Genomic DNA, 22,093 nt, shown 5'->3' with positions numbered 1-22,093 from the left:
GTCAATGGGCTGATTTTTTATGCGCGGGCCTGAAGAGACAGGTCGGTTCGCCGTTCACCCTTATTGTTTCCCTGCAGAGTGCACGCAACCGCTAATTGCGGTTGCGTGTCGGGTGCTATTCAAACAGGGGTAAGTACTTCCCGTAACCCTGTTTCTCCATTTCGGCCTTGGACACAAAGCGCAGCGCGGCGGAGTTAAGGCACCAGCGCTGGCCGGTGGGCTCGGGGCCGTCGCTGAACACATGGCCCAGGTGGGAATCTGCGTAGCGGCTGCGCACCTCTGTGCGGGTAGCCCATAGCTTGTTGTCTTCCTCCAGCGTCACGAATGCCTTGTCGATGGGCTTGGTAAAGCTGGGCCAGCCGGTGCCGGATTTGTACTTATCCGTGGAGGAAAACAGCGGCTCGCCGCTAATCACATCCACATAGATTCCCTCGGCTTTTTGATCGAAGTATTCATTCTGGAAGGCCCGCTCGGTGGCGTCTTCCCGAGTCACCTGGTAGACCAGCTTGGGCAGGGATTTTTTCAGCACCTCATCGCTGGGCCGCTGGAACTGGTCCGCTCCCTGCCAGCGCTGGGTGACCTGGTCGGTGAGCCAGGGGCGATGCTTCGGGTCGTCCCAGTGCTCTTGCAGAAACTGGTCGCGACCGGAGCGGTAGCGGTAGTACTTGTACTTGAGGCTGTGGGTCTTGTAGTAATCCTGGTGGTAATCCTCCGCCGGGTAGAAAGCGTCCAGCTCGGTAATCTCGGTGATCACCGGTTTGTCGAAGCGGCCGCTTTCCTCCAGTGTCTTGCGGGAGGCCAGGGCAGCGGTTTTCTCTGCCTCGGTCTGATAGAAAATCGCGCTGCGGTATTGCTGGCCGCGATCCACGAACTGGCCGTTGGGGTCGGTGGGGTCCACGTGCTGCCAGAACCAGGTGAGCAGGTTGTCATAGCTCACCACCGCCGGGTCATAAATGACTTTTACCACTTCCGTATGGCCGGTGCGGCCATGGGCCACATCCTCGTAGCTGGGATGCTTCTCGTCGCCCCCGGCAAAGCCGCTAATGGCTTCGCTGACGCCATCCAGCTCTTCAAAATCCGATTCGGTACACCAGAAACAGCCGCCAGCAAAGTAGGCCTCGGCGGCGAGTACAGGGGCGCTCAATGTAAGAGCCGCCAGAAATAATAGTGTGCGCATAGTTGTTACCTCCTGAAGATTGGATGCCCGGCCAACGGATTTGTTGCAAAACCGGTGATTTCTTACGCACTGGCGCTGCGATGGCGCACAGAGCCGGGCCTCTCCTTCAGGCACAGTCTGGGACCGCGAGCGAGAATAAAGGGAGAAGACCGTGAAAATACCGGTAAGACAAGGATGTCTGCGGGTTGGCCTGATGGTGCTCATGTGCCTGCTGGTGGCCGTGGCCCGGGCCAGCGAGCCCCCTTTGCAGCTGGCCAGGGTGTATCAGGCGGGTATGGATCTGCAGGGCTACTGGGTCAGCGAAAAGCTGGATGGGGTGCGGGCCTACTGGGACGGGCAGCAGTTGCTGTCCCGGGGCGGCAATATTATCGCCGCGCCGGACTGGTTCCTGCGCGATTTTCCCGCGCAGCCCCTGGACGGTGAGCTGTGGATGGGGCGCGGCCGCTTTGCCCAGGTGTCGGCAGCGGTTCGCCGGTTACAGCCGAAGGCGGAGGAATGGCGGAAGATCCGCTTTATGGTGTTCGACTTACCATCCAGTGACATGCCATTCAGCGAGCGGGTGGAAAAGATGCGTGAGCTGGTGGAGAAAACCGCCTCCTATCACCTGGCCATGGTCGAACAACGACGGGCTACAGACCATGGCGCCCTGCTGGCGCGTCTGGATCGGGTGATGGCGATCGGCGGCGAAGGCTTGATGCTGCATCACGGTGACAGCGTCTATAAAGCCGGCCGCACGGCGGCGCTGCTCAAGGTGAAAACCTTTCAGGATGCGGAAGCAACGGTGGTGGATTACAGCGACGGGAAAGGCAAATACCAGGGGCAGGTGGGCGCACTGGTGGTGGAGACCGGGGACGGTCGACGTTTCAAGCTGGGCAGTGGCCTCAGCGATAACGAGCGGGCGGACCCGCCGCCCGTGGGCAGCACCGTGACCTACAAATTCTTCGGGCTCACCGCCAACGGCCTGCCGCGCTTTGCCAGCTTTCTACGGATACGAAATGACCAGCCGCCGGCGTGGAGTCGTAATGTGTCCCAGTTCGACTGATTCAGTTAGGGGTTGGCTTCTGCTACCTTGCAGGACAACGAAAACGGCAACGCCGCTCATGGGTCGGGTTGTCACAAGGTTGCAGGAGCGTCAGTCATTTCCCTATCACACCGTTTCCAGGAGCCGGCATGAGCGCCGGGGCTACGGCAATGACGCTGTCGTCCCTGTCGCTGGTGGCTGACAGCGAGCAGGCCTTTACCCTGCGGATCACGCTGGCCCGCCTGGCCCGGCGGACGCTGGATGTGCAGTACTACATCTGGGATGACGACACCACCGGCAAGCTGCTGATTTACCGGGTGCTGGAGGCGGCACGCCGGGGCGTGAAAGTGCGCATGCTGCTGGATCACGCCAACCAGTTGGGCCGGGACGTAAAGTGGGCGGCGCTGGATGCCCACCCCAATATCGAGGTGCGCCTGTTCAACGCTTTTCATGGGCGTTACAAGCATGTCCTGCAATGGCTTCATCACATGCCGCTGCTGAATCACCGCATGCACAACAAGGCCTGGATCGTGGATGGTGAACGGGCGCTGGTAGGCGGCCGCAATATCGCCGATCACTATTTCGGCGTGAATGCGTCCACCAACTTTCGCGATCTGGACCTGTACGCCCGCGGCCCCATCGTCGCCGATACCCAGGCGGCGTTTGACTGCTACTGGGACAGCCCGCTGGCCATGCCCATGAAGACCCTGCGTCGTTATCGGGAGGCGGCGGCGGAGCGTGTCTGGCAGTGGCTGCGACAATGGCGCCGGTCCCTGAAAAATTACCCCTACCTGTTTCCTCAGCACGAAGCGTTCTTCACCGACTACCTGGCAGGGCAGGATCGCCAGTGTGTACAGGCCCATGCGGTGTTGCTGTTCGATAGTCCCGACAAGGCGGCCGGGGTCAAGCAGACCCTGATGGGCGACCAGCTCGCCCACCTGCTGGCCCGGGATGATCATCAGGAGCTGCTGATGGAGGCCAGCTATTTTATTCCCGGTGATGCCTTTGTGGCGGAACTGGCGGAAATGAAACAGCGGGGTGGTCGCGCGGCGGTGCTCACCAACAGCCTGGCCACCAATGATGTGATTGCCGCCCACGGTGCCTATGCCCGTTATCGTGATGGCTTGCTGGACGCCGGTGTGGAGCTGCATGAGCTGGCGCCGAACGCTCGGGCCCTGCATCGGCAGGTGCGGTTATTCAAGGGCCGCTCCCGGGCCAGCCTGCACACCAAGGCCATGGTGCTGGATCGGCGCGAAGTGTTCGTGGGCTCATTCAATATCGATCCACGTTCGGTGCATCTGAATACCGAGATGGGCTACTACGTGGCGTCTGCGGAACTGGGCCAGCAGGTTGCGGCCTTCATCGAAGAGGGGCTGGCGCCGGAAAACAGTTATCGAGTCGACAAAGAGCAGGGCAAACTGACCTGGGCCGGTGATGGCCACGACGGTCGTCCACTAGTGCTTCACAACGAACCCGGCGTGACGGTATGGCGGCGGGTGCTGGCATGTTTACTGTCGCTATTGCCCATTGAGCGGATGCTGTAGGCGCGGCAAGCTCAAGCAGCGCCAATGGCCATTTTATTTTCACTGTAGAAGCTATGCTTGCATGGCGAATGGTGCGTTGTTCGCCATGCAAGCATAGCTCCTACAGTGAGCTTCGGCCCGCCCTGCATTAAAACGTTTTGGAGAGAGTTATGTCCCAGCCGTTCTGTTTTCGCTTTCGGGTTCGTTACAACGAATGCGATGCCCAGCAGGTGGTTTTCAATGCCCGTTACGGTGATTACGTGGATCTCGCCATGACCGAGTTCATGCGCGCCATGGGTTGTGACTACAACCAGTTGCTGGCGCAGGGGCTGGATAATCAGGTGGTGAAGTTGACCACCGAATGGCAATCCTCGGCACGCTTTGACGATGTGCTGGACGTGTTCGTGTCACTCCAGCATCTGGGTAATACCTCGTTCACTCTGGAAGCGGATATCCGCCATGCGGACGAAGGACGAGCTATCGCCCGTGCGGAAACGGTGTACGTGATGATGACCACGGAACCGTTCGCAAAAACCCCGGTGCCCGACGAATTTCGCGAGTTGCTGCAGAGCGGAGCGCCGGGGGTGGTGATTGATCAGAGTGGGCGCCCGTAACTAAGCAGGATTACGCCTTAGGCTAATCCTCACTACGCCAGGCTCTTGGTGTTTCGCAGGACTCATTGGTTACCAATCGGACTATGGGCGAGGGGGGGCGGCACGTACTGAAAGCCAAAGCCCTCGCCCTGCATCACCGCGAGATATTGGTGGGCGCGTTCAATATCGATTCTCGCTCGGAGCACCTGAATACCGAAATAAGCTACTATGCGGCGTCTGACGTAGTGGGCCAGCAGGTAGGTGCCTTTATCGAAGAAAAGCTGGTCCCGGAAATCGCTATGGGTGGACATAGGGCGGAGAAATTGACCTGGGCCGGCGATGGCCTTGATGGTCGTTCGGTAGTGCATCACAACGAACCCGATGTGACGGTATGGCGGCGCCTGCTGGCATGATTTCTGTCGCTATTGCTCATTGAGCGGATGCTGTAGACGTGGCCTGCTCGAACAGGGCCAAAGACCATTTTATTTCCGCTGTAGTAGCTATGCTTGCATGGCGAAGGGCGGGCTGTTCGCAATGCAAGCATAGCTCCTACAGTAAGCTTCGTGCAGGCCTGCATTAAAATTTTTGGAGAGTGTTATGCCCCAGCCGTTCTGTTTCCGCTTTCGGGTTCGCTATCAAGAATGCGATGGCCAGCAAGTGGTTTTCAATGCCCGTTACGCGGATTATGTGGACCTCGCCATTAAGGAATTCATGCGTGCTCTGGGGTGCGAGTACAGCCAGTTGCAGGCACGAGGGTTGGATAATCAGGCGGTGAAGCTGACCATAGAGTGGCAATCCTCGGCGCGTTTCGACGATGTGCTGAACGTGTTCGTGTCAGTGAAGCAACTGGGCAACACCTCCTTCACCCTGGAAGCGGAAATCCGCCATGCTGACGATGACCGCGCCATTGCGTATTCGCAAGCGGTGTACGTGATGATGACCAACGAACCGTTTGAAAAGACACCGGTGCCCGACGACCTGCGTGAATTGTTTCAGGTCGGGGCACCGGGTGTGGTGATTGATCAGAGTGGCCGATAAGAGCAGTTGCAAGTTACAAGTTGAAAGTTTCAAGGCGCGGGCCTGGGCCGAAGGGTTTTAGGTTCCGTGCCCGCGCTCAGGTTGAATCGCGGGCACAAACTCATCCGTCGTTGATGCCGTGCCCGCGTTGAAACTTGTTACTTGCAACTTGAAACTCTGCGCTCCTCACAGGTCCGCCGCCTGGATGGCGGTGAGGGCGATGGTGTAGACGATGTCGTCCACCAGGGCACCGCGGGACAGGTCGTTCACCGGTTTACGCAGCCCCTGCAGCATGGGCCCCACGCTGATGCAGTTGGCGCTGCGCTGTACCGCCTTGTAGGTGGTGTTACCGGTGTTCAGGTCCGGGAAGATGAACACGGTGGCGCGGCCGGCCACCGGGCTGTCCGGGGCCTTGGCCTTGCCCACGCTGTCGATGGCCGCGGCGTCGTACTGCAGCGGGCCATCCAGTAACAGATCCGGGTTGGCCTCGCGGGCCAGGCGGGTGGCGTCGCGCACCTTCACCACATCGTTGCCGGTGCCGGAATCGCCGGTGGAGTAGCTGAGCATGGCCACCCGCGGGGTGATGCCGAAGGCTTTTGCCGAGGCGGCGCTCTGCCGGGCGATTTCCGCCAGCTGCTCAGCGTCCGGGTCCGGGTTTACCGCACAGTCCCCGTAGACCAGCACCTGCTCCGGCAGCAGCATGAAGAAGATCGACGATACCAGGTTGTATTCCGGGGCGGTCTTGATCAGCTGCAGGGCCGGGCGGATGGTGTTGGCGGTGGTGTTGATGGCGCCGGATACCAGACCGTCCACTTCGTCCAGGGCCAGCATCATGGTGCCCAGCACCACGGTATCTTCCAGCTGGGCGCGGGCCATGGGGGCGTTGAGGCCCTTGTTACGGCGCAGTTCCACCATGGGTTCCACGTACTGTTCGCGAATGCTGTCCGGGTCGAGAATTTCCAGGCCTTCCGGCAGGGTGATGCCCTGGGTGCGAGCCACGGATTCCACCGCTTCCCGTTTGGCCAGCAGTACGCAGCGGGCAATGCCCCGTTCCTGACAGATGGCCGCTGCCTCGATAGTGCGCGGTTCGCTGCCTTCCGGCAGTACGATGCGCTTGTTGGCTTCGCGGGCCCGTTGCACCATGCGGTAGCGAAAGGCCGGCGGTGACAGGGTCAGCTCGCGGGGGCTGCCGCAGCGCTCGCGCAACCATTCATGATCCAGATGGCTGGCCACAAAGTTGGTTACCTTTTCCACCCGCTCGCTGTCGTCCACCGGGATTTCCCGGTTCATGCGATTCAGGTTGGTAGCGGTTTCATAGGAACCGGTGTCGACCGTCATCACCGGCAGGCCCGCATCCAGGGCACTCTGGCACAGACGCATTACCCGCGGGTCCGGCTGGAAGCCGGTGCACAGCAACAGCCCGGCCAGGGGCACGCCGTTGCTGGCGGCCAGGCTGGCGGCAACGATGATGTCGTCCCGGTCGCCGGGGGTCACCACCAGCACCCGTGGCTGGAACAGCTCTACGGTATTGGGCAGGGCGCGGGCGCAGAGTACGATTTTCTCCATGCGCCGGTGCTCGTCATCGCCGGCGTGCAACACGTTGGCGCCGAGCAGCTTGGCCACGTCGCGGGTGCGCGGCGCATTCAGTTCTTCCTGCCAGGGCACGCAGCCGAGCAGGCGTAGGTCGCCTTTCTCCAGGGCCGGAAATTGCTGCTTGAGTTGCTCTGGCAGGCTGTCGTCATGGACCTTGTTGAGCACCACCCCCAGCACTTTGTCGTTGCGACTGCCGCCGAACTGGCGGCAGTGAATTTCCAGGCTGTCGGCCAGGGCAGACACGTTGCCGTCTTCCGGCGCCGCCACCAGAATCACGTCCGCCCCCAGGCTGCTGGCCAGTGCCGCGTTCAGGCGAGCGGCATAACTCACCGTGCGGGTGGGCACCATGCCTTCCACTACCATCACGTCCTTGCCTTCGGCGGCCTGATGAAAGCGCTGCACGATCTGCTCCAGCAGGTCGTCGAGCTGGCCGTCGCCGAGGTACTTTTCCGTCTGCTCCAGGGGCATGGGTGCGGGCGGTTCGATGGAGAAGGTGCGGGTGATCAGTTCACTGGATTGTTCCGGGCCGGTGTCGCCGGGGTGGTGCTGGGCGATGGGCTTGCAGAAGCCGATCTTCAGGCCGCCCTGTTCCAGGGCCCGCAGCAGCCCCAGGCTGGTGGAGGTGAGCCCTACGCCGAAGCCGGTGGGGGCAATAAAGTAGATCTGCATTGGGGGCTGTTGACGCTTCATTCTCGCCTCTGCTGGAGTTCATTTTTTCGCCCGGCAAGGCGAAGGGAGTGTGGCATAGTTTTTCTATGTGAACGACCGCCAACGCAGCTGGGCGGGAAAAGGAGCCCAGCCCTTCGGGTTGCGTCTAAAAAAGCGCCACTCGTTGTTACGATTCGTTCATTTGGAGTAACAAACATCTCTCCTCGTGCCTAGATTGGCGCTTTTTTAGACGCAACAGAGGCGAGAATGAAGCGTTAACAGCCCCCTACCTCTCCTTTTCGGCGCCGATGGCGGCCAGGGTTTCCAGGGCGATCTGGCGTTCCTCGTTGGTGGGCACCACCAGAATGCGGGGGCTGTTGTCGGCCTGGATTTCGCCGCTGTTGCCGCCCACGCAGGCACGGTTGGCATCGTCGTTGATGGCCAGCCCCATGAGCCCCAGATGGGCCACGGTCTTGGCGCGCACCAGGGCTGAATTTTCGCCAATGCCGCCGGTGAAGATCAGGCCGTCCAGCCGGGTCAGGGCACAGGCCTGGCCGGCCAGGGATTTGGCCAGCCGATAGCAGAACACCTCAATGGCCAGGGTGGCGCCCTCATGGCCTTCGCTGCTGGCCTGCTCAAGGGTGCGCATGTCGTTGGACAGCCCGGACAGGCCCAGCAAGCCGCTCTCCCGGCTCAGCACCTGATCGGTGTGTTGGGCGGACCAGCCCCGTTCCCGTTCCAGAAAAGCGTGCAGGCTGGGGTCCACATCGCCACTGCGGGTACCCATCACCAGCCCTTCCAGCGGCGTGAAGCCCATGCTGGTGTCGCGGCTGTGGCCATCCTGCACGGCGCAACTGGAGCAGCCGTTGCCCAGGTGGGCGGACAGCCAGCCACTGGTGTCCACCGGTAACCCGGTGAGGCTCGCAGCCCGTCGGGTCACATAGCAATGGCTGGTGCCATGGAAGCCATAACGACGAATGCGCTGTTGCTGATACAACTCGATGGGCAGCGCATAGCGGTAGGCGTGTTCGGGCAAGCTCTGGTGAAAGGCGGTATCGAACACGGCCACCTGGGGCAGGTCGGCAAACAGGGCCTGGGCGGCGTCGATGCCCAGCAGGTTGGCCGGGTTATGCAGGGGCGCCAACGGGCTGGCGGCACGGATCGCTGCCAGGGCGTCCTCATTCAGTAACCCGGCCGCGGTGAACTGCTCGCCGCCGTGGACCACTCGGTGGCCAATGGCGGCCAGCCGGTCCCCGGCGTAGGCCTGCACCCGGGGCAGCAGGGCTTCCAGCGCCTGGCGGTGATCCGCGTCTGCCAGCGGCTCTTCCTGTTGCTCGCCATCCTGCTCCCAGCGCAGTACCGCCTCGGGGCTGTTCAGTCTTTCTGCCAGCCCTTCCAGGGGAAACTCGCTGCTGTCTTCATCCACCAGGGCGAACTTGATGGACGAGCTGCCACAGTTGATTACCAGTACCAGCGGTGTGGTCATTCCTGCCTCCTTGCCATTGCGAGGTTCCACTATATACAAGGTAAGGCGGGGCTGTATCACCGGGTTGGTGGCGTTAATGTATGCAGGGTGCGGCGAAGGGGTAGAGCGCAGAAAATGCGCTGGCGCCGCCGCGATTATCGGGGATGACAATCGCGGTGGAACCATCGCTCCTACAAGTGCAGGCGGGGCGTATCAGGCGCCGGCAATATCCAGTACCACTTTGCCTTTGGCGGTACGTGAGGTGAGCGCGGCCAGGGCCTGCTCGTACTCCTCGAACGGGAACACCTGGCTAATGCGCGGGTTGATCTTGCCCTGATTGAACAGCTGCATCAGTTCCATGATGTTCTGGATGTTGGTTTGTGGTTCCTTCTGGGTGAAGGCACCCCAGAACACGCCGATGATGGAGCAGCCTTTCAGCAGCGCCAGGTTGGCGGGGATTTTCGGAATGTCGCCGGCGGCGAAGCCGACAATCAGCAGGCGCCCGTTCCAGGCCATATTGCGGATGGCCGCTTCGGTAAACCTGTCGCCCACCGGGTCGTAGATCACGTCCACGCCCTTCGGGTAACGCTGCTTGAGCGCGTCCTTGAGATCCTCGTCGGCGTAGTTGATCAGGTCATCGGCGCCGGCTTCCTTGGCCACTTCCAGTTTCTCGGCGCTGCTGGCGGCGGCGATCACGGTGGCGCCCATGGCCTTGCCCAGTTCCACGGCCGCCAGGCCCACGCCGCCGCTGGCACCCAGTACCAGCAGGGTTTCCCTAGGCTGGATGTTGGCGCGCTGCTTGAGGGCGTGGTAGCTGGTGCCGTAGACCATGGAGAAGGCGGCGGCAGTGTGGTCATTCATACCATCCGGCACCGGAATCAGCTGGTTTTCCGGCACCAGAATTTCTTCCGCGAAGGCGCCGTAGCCGGTCAGGCCCATGACCCGCTGGCCGGGTTTGAAACGCTGAACGCCGTCGCCCACGGCCAGCACTTCACCGGCCATTTCGCCACCCGGTGAAAACGGCAGCTCCGGCTTGATCTGGTATTTGCCTTCGATGATCAGGGTGTCGGGGAAATTCAGCCCGGCGGCCTTTACCCGTACCTTCACCTGGCCCTTGCCCGGCTCAGGGGAAAGGATGTCGTCGATGACCAGCGTGTTCGCCGGCCCCAGTTCCTTGCACAAAATCGCGCGCATGTGGTGCTCTCCCGGAAATCTGTTTTTTATGTGTAGGAGACGCTAACGCCGTTGGGGGGATTAGACAAATGCATGGGGTGGATGGGGGGGAATAAGGGCGGCTTATAAAGAATTGTAGGAGCCATGCTCGCATGGCGAATAGCCCTGGGGATGGGCTATCGCGAGCAGGTTCGCCATGCAAGCATGGCTCCTACAGAGGGGGCTTACCGGTGCCCGGTGAACTCCACCACCTGCTGGAAGGTGGGGCGGTTTTGCCAGTGGATGGCGGGGACCGTGGCCAGGCCGATGGCGCGGTGCTGGATCTGGTCCTGGCTTTCGTCCACGTTCCAGCTGTCCATGCTGGCAATGCCGCCGAGTTGCTCGATGGCCTGGTTGAGGCTGCTGGCCAGCGCGCTGCGGCAGGTTGCCAGGTCATCGCTGTCCGCGCAGCGCAGGGCCCGGTAGGGGCTGGCGCTGTTGCCTGCGGCCTGTTCCAGCACCCGTTCCAGATAGCCGTAGTAGCCATTGTTGTAGGCGGAGCCGCCGGCACCGGGTTTGTTGTCCCGGCCCATCAGTGACAGGTTGCGGCCGTCCACGTCTTCCACGGCGGTGATCTGCGGCAGCAGGATGTCGATCATCAGCGGGTACCAGGCATCCATCAGGGCCACGGCGGCTTCCTCGTCGTAGTTGCCGTCACCGTCCCGGTCCCGGCGCAGGGCACCGTTGTCGACCCAGTCCTGCATCAGGCGGATGGCGCTGTCCTGATCGCCGGTGACCGGCGCGCTTGCCAGCAACGCCAGAGCGGCGGGGACGATTTCCTGGCCGCGCAGATCCACGGTGGCGGCATTGCCCATGGCTTCCACCATGCGCGCCCGGGTCACGCTGCCTTCCTGCACCAGTTGCTGCAGGCGCACATCGAGGATGTCGTTACGGTGGGCGGAGCCATAGGGCGCATGGGCATCGGCAGCCCACCAATCGCGGGCCGGACGGTTATTCCAGCTGGCCAGGTAGCCGCGGTCCGGGTTGCTCGCTTGAGGGTGTGCCTGCTGCGGGATAAAGCCGTTCCAGTCGTACTGGCCGTTACCCCAGCTGGGCAGTTCCGGGTGGATGCCGTTGGCCCGTTGCGGGTAATCACCGGAGTGGAAAAAGGCGATGTCCCGGTCGTCGATATAGAACCAGTTGAAGCTGCCGGTGGTGTTGTGGAACACATCGTAGAAGCTCTCTACATCGTGCACGTCATTGCGGCTGGCCTGCAGGAACGGCAGGGCGGTATCCAGTTCGGCGAAGTAGGTGCTGCGCTGGCGGGTCACCGCCACGGGCATGCCGGACACGGTGGCAAAGCCGATCACCGGGCCGTATTCCTCGGTGCGGATCACCCGGCGAGTGACCGCTTCGTTCTGACCCACGGCCTCCGGATCGGTGGAAGAGGCCAGGTTCCAGCGGGCCACCCATTGCTCGTCGATCACATCGAAGGGCTGACACTGGCCGTTGACCTGGTAGCCGCCTTCACCATGGGCCGGCGGCTCGGCCGGTTCACAGCGTTGCACCACCCGTACGTCGGTGAGGTCGGAGCTGCCGGAGGTGGCGCTCCAGGCGAAGTCCGGTCCACGCCCGATGACCACATAGGGCAGGCCGGTGAAGGTCATGCCGCGGGTGTTGATGTCGCCACCATGGACGGCCATTTCCAGCAGCAGCTGGGGCACAAAGTAGCTGGTCTGCGGGCCGAACACGGCCAGTGGCTGGCCGCTGGCGGAATGCTCCGCATTGAGCAGCAGGGCATTGGACATGACGCTGGGGAAGCCGTCGCGCAGCCCCTGAATGCCGGTTTCGATGGCGGCGATACGTTGCATGGCCTGTTGTTGCTGTTGCTCGGTGAGAGTGTCTTTGCGGGTCCACAGTGCGGGCAGCTGACGGGTCAGGCTGGCCCATTGCTGTGACAGGGCCTGGCCGCCATCGTCCAGGAAGGACAGAGACAGGATGCCGCCGAGCAGGTCGCCCACGGTATCCACCAGACCGCCGACCACACCGGTGCCGGGCAGGGCGGGGACATTGCCCAGGGCTTCGGGACACTCGGGCTGGCCCGGGCGGCCACAGGGCTCATGGCTGAGCGGGTCAAAGGTCTGGAAGGAGCCGGCATCGAACATCACCGCACCGGGGAACTGGCCGGCCAGCTCGCCGCTGAGTGGGCAGATGTCCGGCAGGGTCGGTGGTGACTGGGTGGCGAAGGATGTGGTGGTGGTCACGGAGGATTCCGGATCGGTGCCGTGGCGCAGGTCTTTCCACAGATCGCAGGCGATCTCCTTGCTGCCGGTCTGGGCTTCCAGGGCCTGCAACAGCAACACATTGTTGTGCTCGTTGCCGCCGCCACCGGCGAAGATGCCCTGGATCAGGGTGGCAATGGCGACCACGTCTTCAATCACGAAAGGTTCCAGTTGTACCCCCAGGGCCACGTATTCCACCGGCACTTGCAGCAGCCCGCTGCGGGCGTCGGCCACGTACTGGTTGAGGCCGGCCACATAGTTGGTGGCGTCGTCGAAGACCTGGGCGCCGTCATCGCCGAAACGGGCGATGGTATTGGCAATCATGGTGGTGCGGTCCTCTTCCCGGTAGGGCGCATTGACGGCGATATCCTCATCGAAGGAGAAGTCCGCCGGTCCCAGAAAACGGGACAGCTCGCCACGGCCGGCACGACGCAGCACATCCAGCAGGAACAGGCGGTCGGCGGCGGTCACATAACCGACCCCGAACAGGGCATCGCGGCGGGACTCGCCGAAAATGTGTGGCACCCCGAAGTTGTCGCGTTTGATATCCACCTGATAGCCGGCGGCATCCAGGGTCTGCTCGCTTTCCCAGTTACCTGCTTCCGGAGCCAGTAGTGGGGCCGCTTTGAAGTAGTCGCCGAGCTGGTCATCAGTCAACCCGGGTTCGCTGCGTACCAGGGCATCGTAGAGACCCAGCTGATCGTCGAAGTGGGGCTCCTTGCTGAGGGCCGGCACCAGACCGGTTTCTGCCACCAGGTCGTCGAACAGGGTGCTGAGCAGATCCCCGAGACCGGGAATGTCTGCGCTCAGATTGGCAACGCCGCCGATGTCATCCTGACCCGGGGGCAGGATGTTCAGTACCGTGCCGTAATCCGCAAAGGGAGCGGTGACATTGGATGGGCGCGGTTCCGGGCCAGTGGGCGTTTCCGGCGTCGGCGGGTTGCTGGGTGTGGGGGTGTTGCTGACTGGTGCCGGGTTGCTGGAGCCTCCGCCGCCACAGGCGGCAAGCAGGCTGGCGCTCAGCAAGGCACTGAGTAACAGGCCGGGTTTCATGATGCTCTCCTCGGGGACATTATTGTTTTGGTCGGCGAACCTGATTCGCACTAACGTCCCAAGATTGGCATTCCTGCGGGTATGAAAGGAGCCCTGGCAACAAAACAGCAAGAAAAGCCTACCGGTGGCTAATCATGTATCGGTATGTAAAAGCAGCAGCGAACGTCTAGCTACCAGGGGTGAGCAGGTTTGTCAGGTTTTTCTGCGTGGTGGTCGCGAGCAAAGTAACGTCGCGGGCAGGGAGGTGAATAAGAGGGGCGGGCTGCTCGCGTCCAGTAGCTAGACGCTCGCAGCTAGAAGCTGTTGTTCAGATATTCTTTTCGATATGCGCCAGCACGTTGGCGAGGCGGTCGACGAGAATCTTGTTGATGCTTTTTTCCAGTACCCGGCCCAGTTCGTCGCTGACTACCGCGTCGGCCAGTGGGCGGATGCGGGTGATGAAGTCGGCCAGCTTGGGCACGTCTTCGCCTTCCGGCAGGGCTTCGTCACCGTACTTCTCGTCCACCAGGTGATGGATGATCATGCCGATAAAGCGCTCTGCCAGCTTGTCCACTTCTTCGCGAACCAGGCCGACATGGGTGAGTACCGCATCCAGTGGCACGCCGGCCTCGCTGAGTTCCTTGCCCGCGTTGTAGATGCGCGGGTAGGGAATGCGCAGGCGCATGCCTTCGGGAATGATGTAGCCCAGCTTCACCGCCTTGGTCATCACTTCCGGGGTGATGTCTTCGCCGAAGTCATCCAGCAGTTCCTGGTAGTCCAGGTAAGACGGCACACTGGGGTTCTGCCAGGAGGTCACTGCCACTTCCAGGCCGAGTACATCGTTCAGTTCGCGGCCCTGTTCCCAGGCGCTGAGCAGGTCACGGATATTATTGAGGGTGTAGCCACGTTCCAGCAGGGCGCCGATGATTTTCAGGCGTGCCAGATGCACATCGGTATAGATACCGGTACGACCGCGTTTCTCCGGCGGCGGCAGAATGCCCCGGTCCTGGTAGGCACGCACGTTACGCACCGTGGAGCCGGCCTCGCGGGCCAGTTCGTCGATGGTAAATTCCTTGTGGTTGCCGGCTTCGGCCTGAAGCGCGCCTGTCACAGGCTGAGTATATTTCTTCAGGCTGCGCAGGATAGCGGCGGGATTGCGGTCACTGGTTTTCATGCCCGCGATGATAGCCCGCTTTTTGCACAGGCGCCACAGCTCGCAGTGGTTGTGAGTTGGTGATTTAGGACATAAACGTGACGGTCGTCACTTGCGAAGAGGTAGTAATGCAGAGGCAGGAGCTTGCCTGCAAGCGAAACGTCGTTGGCCGAAGGATGATCGCCAGCAACAGAGCTTGGCGTGTGTGGGAAGCGATGCCTGGCATCGCTTCCCACAAGAACCATCTGGCTCAGGGGGTAATTTCCACCTGGGCCAGATTGCGGGCCAGGGAGGGGGTAAAGCGTCCCAGCCATTGCATGCCCCGCGCTTCCGGGCTTACCGGTACCACCGCGCGGTTTTTCTCCACGGCCTCGACGATGGCCTGGGCCACCCGGTCCGGGGTAAAGGCACGGCGTTGATAGAACGTGTGGGCGTGCTGGCGGCGCCGTTCCTGTTCCTCGTTGTCGACGCCCACAAAACGGGTGTTGCGAGTAATGGGGGTATCGATGATGCCCGGGCAGATGGCACTGACGCCGATGCCATGGTCGCCCAGTTCGGCGCGCAGGCATTCGCTGAACATCAGCACCGCACTCTTGCTGGTGGCATAGGCGGGCAACATGCGCGAGGGCATGAAGGCGGCGGCGGAGGCCACGTTGACGATGTGCCCGGCGCGACCCTGATCGATCATCTGGCGAGCGAACAGGCGGCAGCCATGAATGACGCCCCACAGGTTCACGCCCAGCACCTGTTGCCAATCCTTCACGCTGGTGTCCAGCAGCGAACCGGACAGGCCGATGCCGGCATTGTTGACCACGATGTCAGGGGCGCCCAGTTCCTTTTCCACCCAGGCGGCCAGGGCTTCCATGGAGCGGGTGCTGCTCACGTCGCACTTGCGGCTGATGGCCTCACCGCCTTCAGCGGTAATGATGCGGGCGGTGGCGGCAGCGGCCTCGGTGTTTATATCGGTGCAGACCACCAGGGCGCCACGGCGGGCGAAGGCCAGGGCGGTTTCCCGACCGATGCCGGAGCCGGCGCCGGTAATCACGACGCGCTTGCCGCTGTCCGGGCCTTTTATCTGGCTGGTGGTGACTTCACTGCGTTGCAGAGGACCGGAAGCGGGGGCCCCGTCGATGTGCTGAATAAATTCGCGAATCCAGTCGGCGGTTACGTCCGGGTGTTGCAGTAGTGGGCCCCAGTGACCGCAATCCAGTTCCCGGCGCCACAACCGATCGGTCCACTGGGACAGGTCTTCCAGCATGGCCGGGCGCACATAGTTGTCCTGGCGGGCGACAATCAGCTGCACCGGCACTTTGGTGTGCCGCTCGCGTGGCTTAAGCAGACAGGGCAACATGTTGGCCCGGTACAATTCGATGCCGTGGGTGCCGTCCTGTAACTGGGTGGCGCTGGGCTCACTGTCCAGGTTTTCGGTACGGCGCAGGACTTTCGGCCAGGCCTTGGCCAGGCCGGCTTTCCACAGGGCCGGGGCCAGTACCGGTAATTGAAACGCGCCGATGTACCAGGAGTGGGACAGCTGGTTGAGCACGGCGCCAATTTTCTGTTCGCGCAGCCGGGCTTTCATCCACTGGCCCACGTGGTCCAGGCAGGGGCCGGACAGGGTGGTGTAGGAGGCGATACGGTTTTCGGCACCCGGGTCGGTGACCGATTCCCAGGTCTGGATGGAGCCCCAGTCGTGGCCCACCAGGTGGACCTTCTCATCGGGGCTGACCGCGTCCATGACGGCATGCAGATCGTCGCGCAGTTCCCGTAACTTGTAGGCGGCACGACCTTGTGGCACGGAAGAATTGCCGGCGCCGCGTACGTCATAGGCGACCACTTTGAAATCCCGGCTCAGTCGCTCGGCGACTTTTTCCCAGACGTGATTGGCGTCCGGGTAGCCGTGCACCAGTATCACTGTAGGGCTCTTGTCCGCACTCCAGGTGCGTACGGCCAGATCTACGCCATCACGGCTTACGGTTGTATCGCACCACTGCACCATCAGGCTGCTTCCTCTTGATTGTCGTTATGGCTGTTGTCGAGCAGGTGAGCCGGGGTGGCGGTCAGCCAGCGCGGGCCCTGGTCGTCCATCAGCAGAAATTCACTGCTGGCGACACTGTGTTGGCCATCGCTCAGGGTCAGTTGCCACTGCCACAGTCCCGGGATCAGCGGCGCTTCGTCGATGCGATTGCCCTCCGGCAGAGTGCCGGTGAGCGGCACCAGCCGGTAATGCTGGCGTAGGCCGGGGAACTGGCTGGCCAACTGTTGCGGCGTTTCGCCCTGCTGGAGAGTCCGCGGCAGTTGTTCGCGAATGTCACACAGCTGCGCGTGCAACGGTGCCAGCACGGAGGCCGGACCACTGAGGCTGGCCTTGGCGACATAGCCGTTCTGCACCGCATCGCAACGCAGTATATAGCTCATACCGATCCGGTAGCGGCGCTTTCCCGGTCTGTTCAGGCCAAAGCGACGGCGTAGCGGCTGGCCGGCAAAACGCACCCTGGGCGGGCGGGCCGGATCAAACAGTTGATGGGCTCGCAGCCAGTCGCGGATCAGCAGCTCGCAATCCTGTTCGCTCATCCCTGGTTGCAGGGACGCGGCGATAATCTGCAGACATTTATCGGCCTGTTCCCGGTTGTGGAGATAGGGGGCCAGAGCCTGGGAAGCCGGGGTCCAGAATGCGCTCATGAACGCCTCCGCCATGTTGTTATGGAATGGATTCCGATAATTACAGTGGACAATGTCACGGTCAACCGCTGCGATTGGCATTCCTTTGCCGGTGATGCCTCCCCAGGGTCAATGCGGCGTGACAATTCGGGTACAGAGCGTTCGCGTGATCTTCACAAATTTCCGGTGCTCACTTGTTAAGGTATGCGTCTGAATAAGCTTCAAACATAGCGGTTGACCCGGCAAAAGCCGGCACTAAGGAGATGAGTGTGCGCCATCAAGCCCAGTCCTTACGGGGCCTGACAGCCCTGCTTTCCCTGTTGTTAGTGATGCTGACGACGGCGTTGCCTGCCCAGGAGGCGCCTCCCTCGGGCCAGGACTATGCTGAGCTGGCCACGCTGCTGGAGAATGATGCCACCCGTCAGCAGTTGATTGATCAGCTGCGTGGTCTTCAGGCTGCTGCCAATCCTGCCCCGCTGGGGCTTCAGGGTGAGGTTCCGGCCAGCGAAATCGCCGCCCAATCCCCCAGCGGTCAAACCGCCGAGCAGGTATCCCTGGCCCGCCGCATGGCGGCGGCCACTGGCAGCTTGGCCGGTGACATGGGTCGCCAGTTTGCGGCATTGAGCGGTCTGGTTACCGGCTGGTTCGCCAGTGATGACAGTGCTGTAGAAGCGGCTGCCACCACCTCGGTGAATATGAAAGCGGTCACCGCTGCGCTGTTGAATCTGGCCATTCTGGTGGTGATCACTTTTGTCGTGTTCTGGGCGCTGCGAATGCTGGCGGGTTCCGCCTTTGGCCGGCTCAGCAACTGGGCCCGAGGCGGCTCGGAAAAGCTGGCGATTCTGCGCACCACAGTCGGTGTGGCGGTTGCCGCGCTACTGGATGTCATTGTGGTGGCGCTGGCCTACCTGGCCGGTACCTTTGTGGCGCCGCTGCTGACGGAACAGCTGGGAGCAGATGCGACCCGGCTGGCCCTGTTCCTGAATGCCTTCCTGATCGTGGAACTGGCCAAGGCCGGTCTGCGCATGTTCTTTTCCTCCCAATATGAGGGCCTGCGGATGCTGCCGGTGGCGGCGGAGCAGGCGCGCTACTGCAACCGGTTTCTGGCCCGGGAAGCGGGATTGATCGGCTACGGCATGTTGGTGTTGGTACCAGTGCTGAACTTCAATGTGTCCCAAGCTGTGGGCAGTGGCGCCGGCACCCTGATCATGCTGGTGGCGCTGGCCTATGCCGCCGTAGTGATTGTCCGCAAGCGGCAGGTGCTGCGTGAGGCTCTGACCGAGCGTGCCAATGCCAGTTACGGTCCCCTGCGTCTGTCGCTGCTGTTGCTGGCGCGCATCTGGCACTGGTTGGCTCTGGCCTATGCGCTGCTGGTGTTTGCGGTCACCGTGCTGCACCCGGAAACGGCGTTGCCCTATGTGGCACTGGCGACGCTGGAGACCCTGATTTATGTGGGTGTCGGGCTGCTGGTGTCGGTGGCGCTGGGACAGCTGATCGGCAAGGAGATCCAGCTATCCGACCGTCTCAATGCCAGCATGCCGCGGCTGCAGGCCCGGGTGAACACCTATGTGCCCACCGGCTTGAAAGTGATCCGCGCACTGATCCTGATCCTGGTGGTGGTGCTGTCGCTGGATGCCTGGGAGTTCTATGACCTGGCCGCCTGGTATGCCACCACGGCGGGTGCGCAGACGGTTTCCGCACTGATCGATATCCTGATTATCCTGGCGCTGGCGGCCCTGGTGTGGGTGCTGCTGGCGAGCCTGGTGGAGCACAAGTTCAGCCCACGCGAGGACAGCACTCCTGCCGAGGCAGCCCGCGGCGAGACACTGCTGGGGCTGTTCCATACCACCATGGCCATTACCATCATCATCATGACGACGATGATCGTGCTGTCCGAGATCGGTATCGAGATCGGTCCGTTGATTGCCGGCGCCGGTGTGCTGGGTCTGGCCATTGGTTTTGGTGCCCAGAAGCTGGTGCAGGACGTGATCACCGGGATCTTCATTCAATTGGAGAATGCCATGAACACCGGCGATTTCGTCAGCGTGGGTGGCAATTCCGGTACCGTGGACCGGGTGGGGATCCGCTCGGTGGCCCTGCGGGATCTGTACGGCACCTACCACATCGTGCCGTTCTCCTCGGTGGATGCGGTGTCCAACTTCACCCGTGAATTTGGTAACCATGTGGGCGAATACGGCATCGCCTACAGAGAGAGCATCGATGATGCCATCGTTCAGCTTGAAGCCGCATTCGAAGAACTCAAGGAAGGGGCCCACAAGGACAATATCCTGGCGCCGATGACGGTTGCCGGGGTTACTGCCCTGGCAGACAGCTCGGTGAATATCCGTGTGGTGATCAAGACCACGCCGGGCAACCAGTGGGCCGTGGGTCGTGCCTTCAATCGTCTGGTGAAGATGTACTTCGACAAGGCCGGCATCGAGATCCCGTTCCCCCATACCACCCTGTACTTCGGCGAAGACCGGGACGGCAAGGCACCGGCGGGCAACATCCGCCTGGCTGACGAGCGAGTGGTGTCCACCCAGGATGGCAACAACGGGTAAGACCGGCGCCTGCTGTGGCCGGCGTTGTTGAACATCATTTTTTCACCACAGAGGGCGCAGAGCACGGAGGAAAACCTTTCCTCTGTGCTCTGCGCCCTTTTTGATGATGCTGCCTTTGAATCCCGGAACGTTGCCATTGATTGCGTAGGGTGCACTGAGCCTAAGGCGAACTGCACCAATCCGGCGTTTGCAATGTTGCGGGGCGTTTGCGGCCAAAAAAAAGGGCCGGCATAAATGCCGACCCTGGAGTCACCGGAAAAGGGAGAGCTCGGTGATGGAAAGCGTCAGGCGGCCTCCTCCTTGAGGAGGTCGCCCAGCAAGGCGTCAAAGTTCTTCAATTGTTCGCTGTTGTCGTGATCCCAGGGGTGGAAACCGGGCTTAAACCAGTCGAACCAGGGTTTGGTGATATTGCGGAAAATACCCTTCTTGCCCCAGGTATGCTTCGCCACTGCGCGCCAGCCTTTCAGGTCGGTCAGGCCACCCTTGATACGCACGTTGTGCACATAGTAGGGAATCATCAGGGCAAAGAAGATGCCGGTGGCGGCCACCAGGGTGCCGCTGCGCAGGGCATAGGCGCCCAGATTGCTGTCGTCGCCGATGGCTACCTGGTACACGTCGAAGGCCACTGCCTTGTGTTCCGTTTCTTCCAGGGCATGCCAGTTCCAGATGGCCTTGTAGCCGTCGTCGGCCCCTTCCAGGATTTCCGGCAGATCCAGCAGGCCGCCACCGAGGATGGCGGTCAGGTGTTCCAGCGCCACCGTGGCGGCCAACTGGAAGGATTGCGGGGAATAGTCCTGCACGGCTTTCAGCAGGCGGGCCACGAAGGCTTCCTGGGCGTACAGGGGAATACCTGCCTGGGCCACGAAATCGTTGTACTCTTCGTGCTCACGACCGTGCATGGCTTCCTGGCCGATAAAGGCAGTCACGGCCTTTTTCAGCTCGGGATCCGTGATCTGGTCACGGTAATTGCGTACGCTGTCGATGAAAAAGCGTTCCCCCACCGGGAAAAACAGGCTCATGGTGTTCATGAACTGGCTGACATTCAGACCGTCCCGGTGCCAGGTCAGGGCCTTGGCCGGGTTCAGGTTGAATTTCAGATTGCGGCGGATGGGAAGAATCGAGATCGCCATGGTGCGTACCTCCGTAACTGTTACATCATTCGATGATACAATTGCTGTGTCACACAGCAAGTTTTTTCCACCGGGAAATGAAAAAAATGGCTCATGATAAACAGGAAGTTGCCAATCGTTTACTGGATGGCCTGATTGACCACCTGCTGGCCACACTGTCGCCGGGGCAGCTGGACGGGCTGATCGAGCAGGAGCTGGATTACGCGTTGGATGTGGCCACCCGCTACACCCTGAACGACTGGGTCAGCGCCGAGCAGATCCGCATTACCGCCCAGAAATATGCGGCGGAAATGGACATCAGTGGGGCCATCCCCGAGCTGGTCGGTGACATGGTGGAGCAGTTCTACGACCACGGTATCCAGAGTGACCGCCTCATCGGTGATGTGGTGGACGAGGATGTGGTCATGGCCCTGCTCGACAAGGTGCTGGAGATTCCCCTGTCCCGTCAGAGCATGGCCTGGTTGGGTCGTAACCCGGTGCTGCTGGCGTTGCTGGCCGGTGGCGCCCAGCTGGGGCTGAAAACCCTGCTGCACCAGGGTTTGCCGCCAGCGCTGCACGAGCAGCTGCGCAAGCGCCTGCCGGCCCGCTGGCTGGGCAGCCTGGAAGTGCGTTTGCAGGAGTGGTTGATCAAGCGCACTGAACAACTGCTCAGTGACCCCTGGCTTTACCGGGATGAAAACCTGGACGAGTTGCGTGAGCTGGTGCTGGTGGCCTGGCAGGAATTCTCACTGCGCCCGGTTGCCGAGCTGCGCGAACTGATCAGCAGCGAGGATATCCAGGAATTGTTCGTGATCGGTTTCGAGTACTGGCGCGATCTGCGTCATACCGACTACTTCATCGCCATGCTGGAGTCCGGGGTCAACGCCTTCTTCGACAAGTACGGCGACACCACCCTGATGGACCTGCTGGACGAATTGGGCGTCACCCGCGAACTGATGCTCGACGACGCCCGCCGCTTCCTGCCCCCGGTCATGGAAAAACTGCGCGCCGAAGGTCTGCTTGAGGCGTGGCTGCGCAGACATCTGGAGGGGTATTTTCAGCGGCCGGAGACGCTCGAACTTCTTTAGGGAAAGTCTGAATAACTCGCT

General features: G+C 61.7%; 16 protein-coding genes. 7 read left to right on the top strand and 9 right to left on the bottom strand.

The window, feature by feature from the left end; genetic code table 11:
- Positions 1-115: 115 nt before the first annotated feature.
- Positions 116-1,177, bottom strand: a complete 1,062-nt coding sequence (msrB, locus tag T9A_RS04760) for a peptide-methionine (R)-S-oxide reductase MsrB (protein WP_035245608.1) — start codon at positions 1,175-1,177, stop codon at positions 116-118.
- A gap of 151 nt (positions 1,178-1,328) precedes the next feature.
- Between msrB and T9A_RS04755 the strand changes: the two genes are divergently transcribed.
- The 5 genes from T9A_RS04755 to T9A_RS04735 all read left to right on the top strand — a co-directional run bounded on the left by T9A_RS04755 (position 1,329) and on the right by T9A_RS04735 (position 5,352).
- Entirely contained in the window at positions 1,329-2,219 is an 891-nt protein-coding gene (locus tag T9A_RS04755) for a DNA ligase (RefSeq protein ID WP_232222014.1), read from the top strand.
- A gap of 128 nt (positions 2,220-2,347) precedes the next feature.
- The gene (locus T9A_RS04750; RefSeq protein ID WP_035245607.1) at positions 2,348-3,742 is read left to right on the top strand and encodes a phospholipase D family protein; all 1,395 of its coding nucleotides are present in this window, start codon (positions 2,348-2,350) and stop codon (positions 3,740-3,742) included.
- 149 nt (positions 3,743-3,891) lie between these two features.
- Entirely contained in the window at positions 3,892-4,335 is a 444-nt protein-coding gene (locus T9A_RS04745; RefSeq protein WP_035245606.1) for an acyl-CoA thioesterase, read from the top strand.
- Between the two features lie 83 nt (positions 4,336-4,418).
- Positions 4,419-4,727 carry a phospholipase D-like domain-containing protein gene (locus T9A_RS04740; protein WP_035245605.1) on the top strand — a complete coding sequence of 103 codons (309 nt, stop codon included), beginning with the start codon at positions 4,419-4,421 and terminating at the stop codon, positions 4,725-4,727.
- 184 nt (positions 4,728-4,911) lie between these two features.
- Positions 4,912-5,352: an acyl-CoA thioesterase gene (locus tag T9A_RS04735; protein ID WP_035245604.1), complete on the top strand. Its 441-nt coding sequence runs from the start codon at positions 4,912-4,914 to the stop codon at positions 5,350-5,352.
- A gap of 165 nt (positions 5,353-5,517) precedes the next feature.
- Here the strand turns inward: T9A_RS04735 and pta are convergent, their stop codons facing one another.
- From pta to T9A_RS04700, 7 genes are all read right to left on the bottom strand, one after another.
- Positions 5,518-7,614 (bottom strand): phosphate acetyltransferase, encoded by a 2,097-nt coding sequence (pta, locus tag T9A_RS04730; RefSeq protein WP_232222013.1) that lies wholly within the window; start codon positions 7,612-7,614, stop codon positions 5,518-5,520.
- Positions 7,615-7,858: 244 nt separating this feature from the next.
- On the bottom strand, positions 7,859-9,058 hold the full coding sequence (locus T9A_RS04725) for an acetate kinase (RefSeq protein ID WP_035245602.1): 1,200 nt from the start codon (positions 9,056-9,058) through the stop codon (positions 7,859-7,861).
- A 192-nt stretch (positions 9,059-9,250) separates the two neighbouring features.
- Complete coding sequence (locus T9A_RS04720) at positions 9,251-10,231, bottom strand: NADPH:quinone oxidoreductase family protein (RefSeq protein ID WP_035245601.1); 981 nt, start codon at positions 10,229-10,231, stop codon at positions 9,251-9,253.
- Between the two features lie 203 nt (positions 10,232-10,434).
- Positions 10,435-13,524 carry a penicillin acylase family protein gene (locus T9A_RS04715; RefSeq protein WP_035245600.1) on the bottom strand — a complete coding sequence of 1,030 codons (3,090 nt, stop codon included), beginning with the start codon at positions 13,522-13,524 and terminating at the stop codon, positions 10,435-10,437.
- A gap of 307 nt (positions 13,525-13,831) precedes the next feature.
- A complete protein-coding gene (locus T9A_RS04710; protein ID WP_035245599.1) occupies positions 13,832-14,677 on the bottom strand; it encodes a MerR family transcriptional regulator in 846 nt (281 codons plus the stop codon).
- Positions 14,678-14,906: 229 nt separating this feature from the next.
- Positions 14,907-16,652, bottom strand: a complete 1,746-nt coding sequence (locus tag T9A_RS04705; RefSeq protein WP_035245597.1) for an SDR family oxidoreductase — start codon at positions 16,650-16,652, stop codon at positions 14,907-14,909.
- Positions 16,652-17,335 (bottom strand): hypothetical protein, encoded by a 684-nt coding sequence (locus T9A_RS04700; protein WP_035245596.1) that lies wholly within the window; start codon positions 17,333-17,335, stop codon positions 16,652-16,654. The genes T9A_RS04705 and T9A_RS04700 overlap by 1 nt, the downstream gene beginning before the upstream one ends.
- Before the next feature lie 242 nt (positions 17,336-17,577).
- On the opposite strand from T9A_RS04700, the gene T9A_RS04695 reads away from it, so the two are divergent.
- Positions 17,578-19,875, top strand: a complete 2,298-nt coding sequence (locus tag T9A_RS04695; protein WP_035245593.1) for a mechanosensitive ion channel domain-containing protein — start codon at positions 17,578-17,580, stop codon at positions 19,873-19,875.
- 284 nt (positions 19,876-20,159) lie between these two features.
- On the opposite strand, the gene T9A_RS04690 is transcribed toward T9A_RS04695, so the two are convergent.
- Positions 20,160-21,005 carry a metal-dependent hydrolase gene (locus T9A_RS04690; RefSeq protein ID WP_035245591.1) on the bottom strand — a complete coding sequence of 282 codons (846 nt, stop codon included), beginning with the start codon at positions 21,003-21,005 and terminating at the stop codon, positions 20,160-20,162.
- Positions 21,006-21,091: 86 nt separating this feature from the next.
- Here T9A_RS04690 and T9A_RS04685 point away from each other — a divergent pair, with 86 nt between their 5' ends.
- Positions 21,092-22,072 carry a hypothetical protein gene (locus T9A_RS04685; protein WP_035245589.1) on the top strand — a complete coding sequence of 327 codons (981 nt, stop codon included), beginning with the start codon at positions 21,092-21,094 and terminating at the stop codon, positions 22,070-22,072.
- Positions 22,073-22,093 lie beyond the last annotated feature (21 nt).

It is taken from the genome of Alcanivorax jadensis T9, from assembly GCF_000756655.1.
Lineage (GTDB): Bacteria > Pseudomonadota > Gammaproteobacteria > Pseudomonadales > Alcanivoracaceae > Alcanivorax > Alcanivorax jadensis.
The sequence above is the reverse complement of the archived record's forward strand: the minus strand, read 5'-3'. Positions and strand labels throughout refer to the sequence as shown.

Bases quoted from the DNA above. Each gene is read 5' to 3' on its own strand.
- T9A_RS04735 (WP_035245604.1), top strand. From the start codon at position 4,912: ATGCCCCAGCCGTTCTGTTTCCGCTTTCGGGTTCGCTATCAAGAATGC.
- msrB (WP_035245608.1), bottom strand. From the start codon at position 1,177: ATGCGCACACTATTATTTCTGGCGGCTCTTACATTGAGCGCCCCTGTA.
- T9A_RS04685 (WP_035245589.1), top strand. From the start codon at position 21,092: ATGGCTCATGATAAACAGGAAGTTGCCAATCGTTTACTGGATGGCCTG.
- T9A_RS04720 (WP_035245601.1), bottom strand. From the start codon at position 10,231: ATGCGCGCGATTTTGTGCAAGGAACTGGGGCCGGCGAACACGCTGGTC.
- T9A_RS04725 (WP_035245602.1), bottom strand. From the start codon at position 9,058: ATGACCACACCGCTGGTACTGGTAATCAACTGTGGCAGCTCGTCCATC.
- T9A_RS04700 (WP_035245596.1), bottom strand. From the start codon at position 17,335: ATGAGCGCATTCTGGACCCCGGCTTCCCAGGCTCTGGCCCCCTATCTC.
- T9A_RS04715 (WP_035245600.1), bottom strand. From the start codon at position 13,524: ATGAAACCCGGCCTGTTACTCAGTGCCTTGCTGAGCGCCAGCCTGCTT.
- T9A_RS04690 (WP_035245591.1), bottom strand. From the start codon at position 21,005: ATGGCGATCTCGATTCTTCCCATCCGCCGCAATCTGAAATTCAACCTG.
- pta (WP_232222013.1), bottom strand. From the start codon at position 7,614: ATGAAGCGTCAACAGCCCCCAATGCAGATCTACTTTATTGCCCCCACC.
- T9A_RS04710 (WP_035245599.1), bottom strand. From the start codon at position 14,677: ATGAAAACCAGTGACCGCAATCCCGCCGCTATCCTGCGCAGCCTGAAG.
- T9A_RS04750 (WP_035245607.1), top strand. From the start codon at position 2,348: ATGAGCGCCGGGGCTACGGCAATGACGCTGTCGTCCCTGTCGCTGGTG.
- T9A_RS04740 (WP_035245605.1), top strand. From the start codon at position 4,419: ATGGGCGAGGGGGGGCGGCACGTACTGAAAGCCAAAGCCCTCGCCCTG.
- T9A_RS04705 (WP_035245597.1), bottom strand. From the start codon at position 16,652: ATGGTGCAGTGGTGCGATACAACCGTAAGCCGTGATGGCGTAGATCTG.
- T9A_RS04695 (WP_035245593.1), top strand. From the start codon at position 17,578: ATGAGTGTGCGCCATCAAGCCCAGTCCTTACGGGGCCTGACAGCCCTG.
- T9A_RS04745 (WP_035245606.1), top strand. From the start codon at position 3,892: ATGTCCCAGCCGTTCTGTTTTCGCTTTCGGGTTCGTTACAACGAATGC.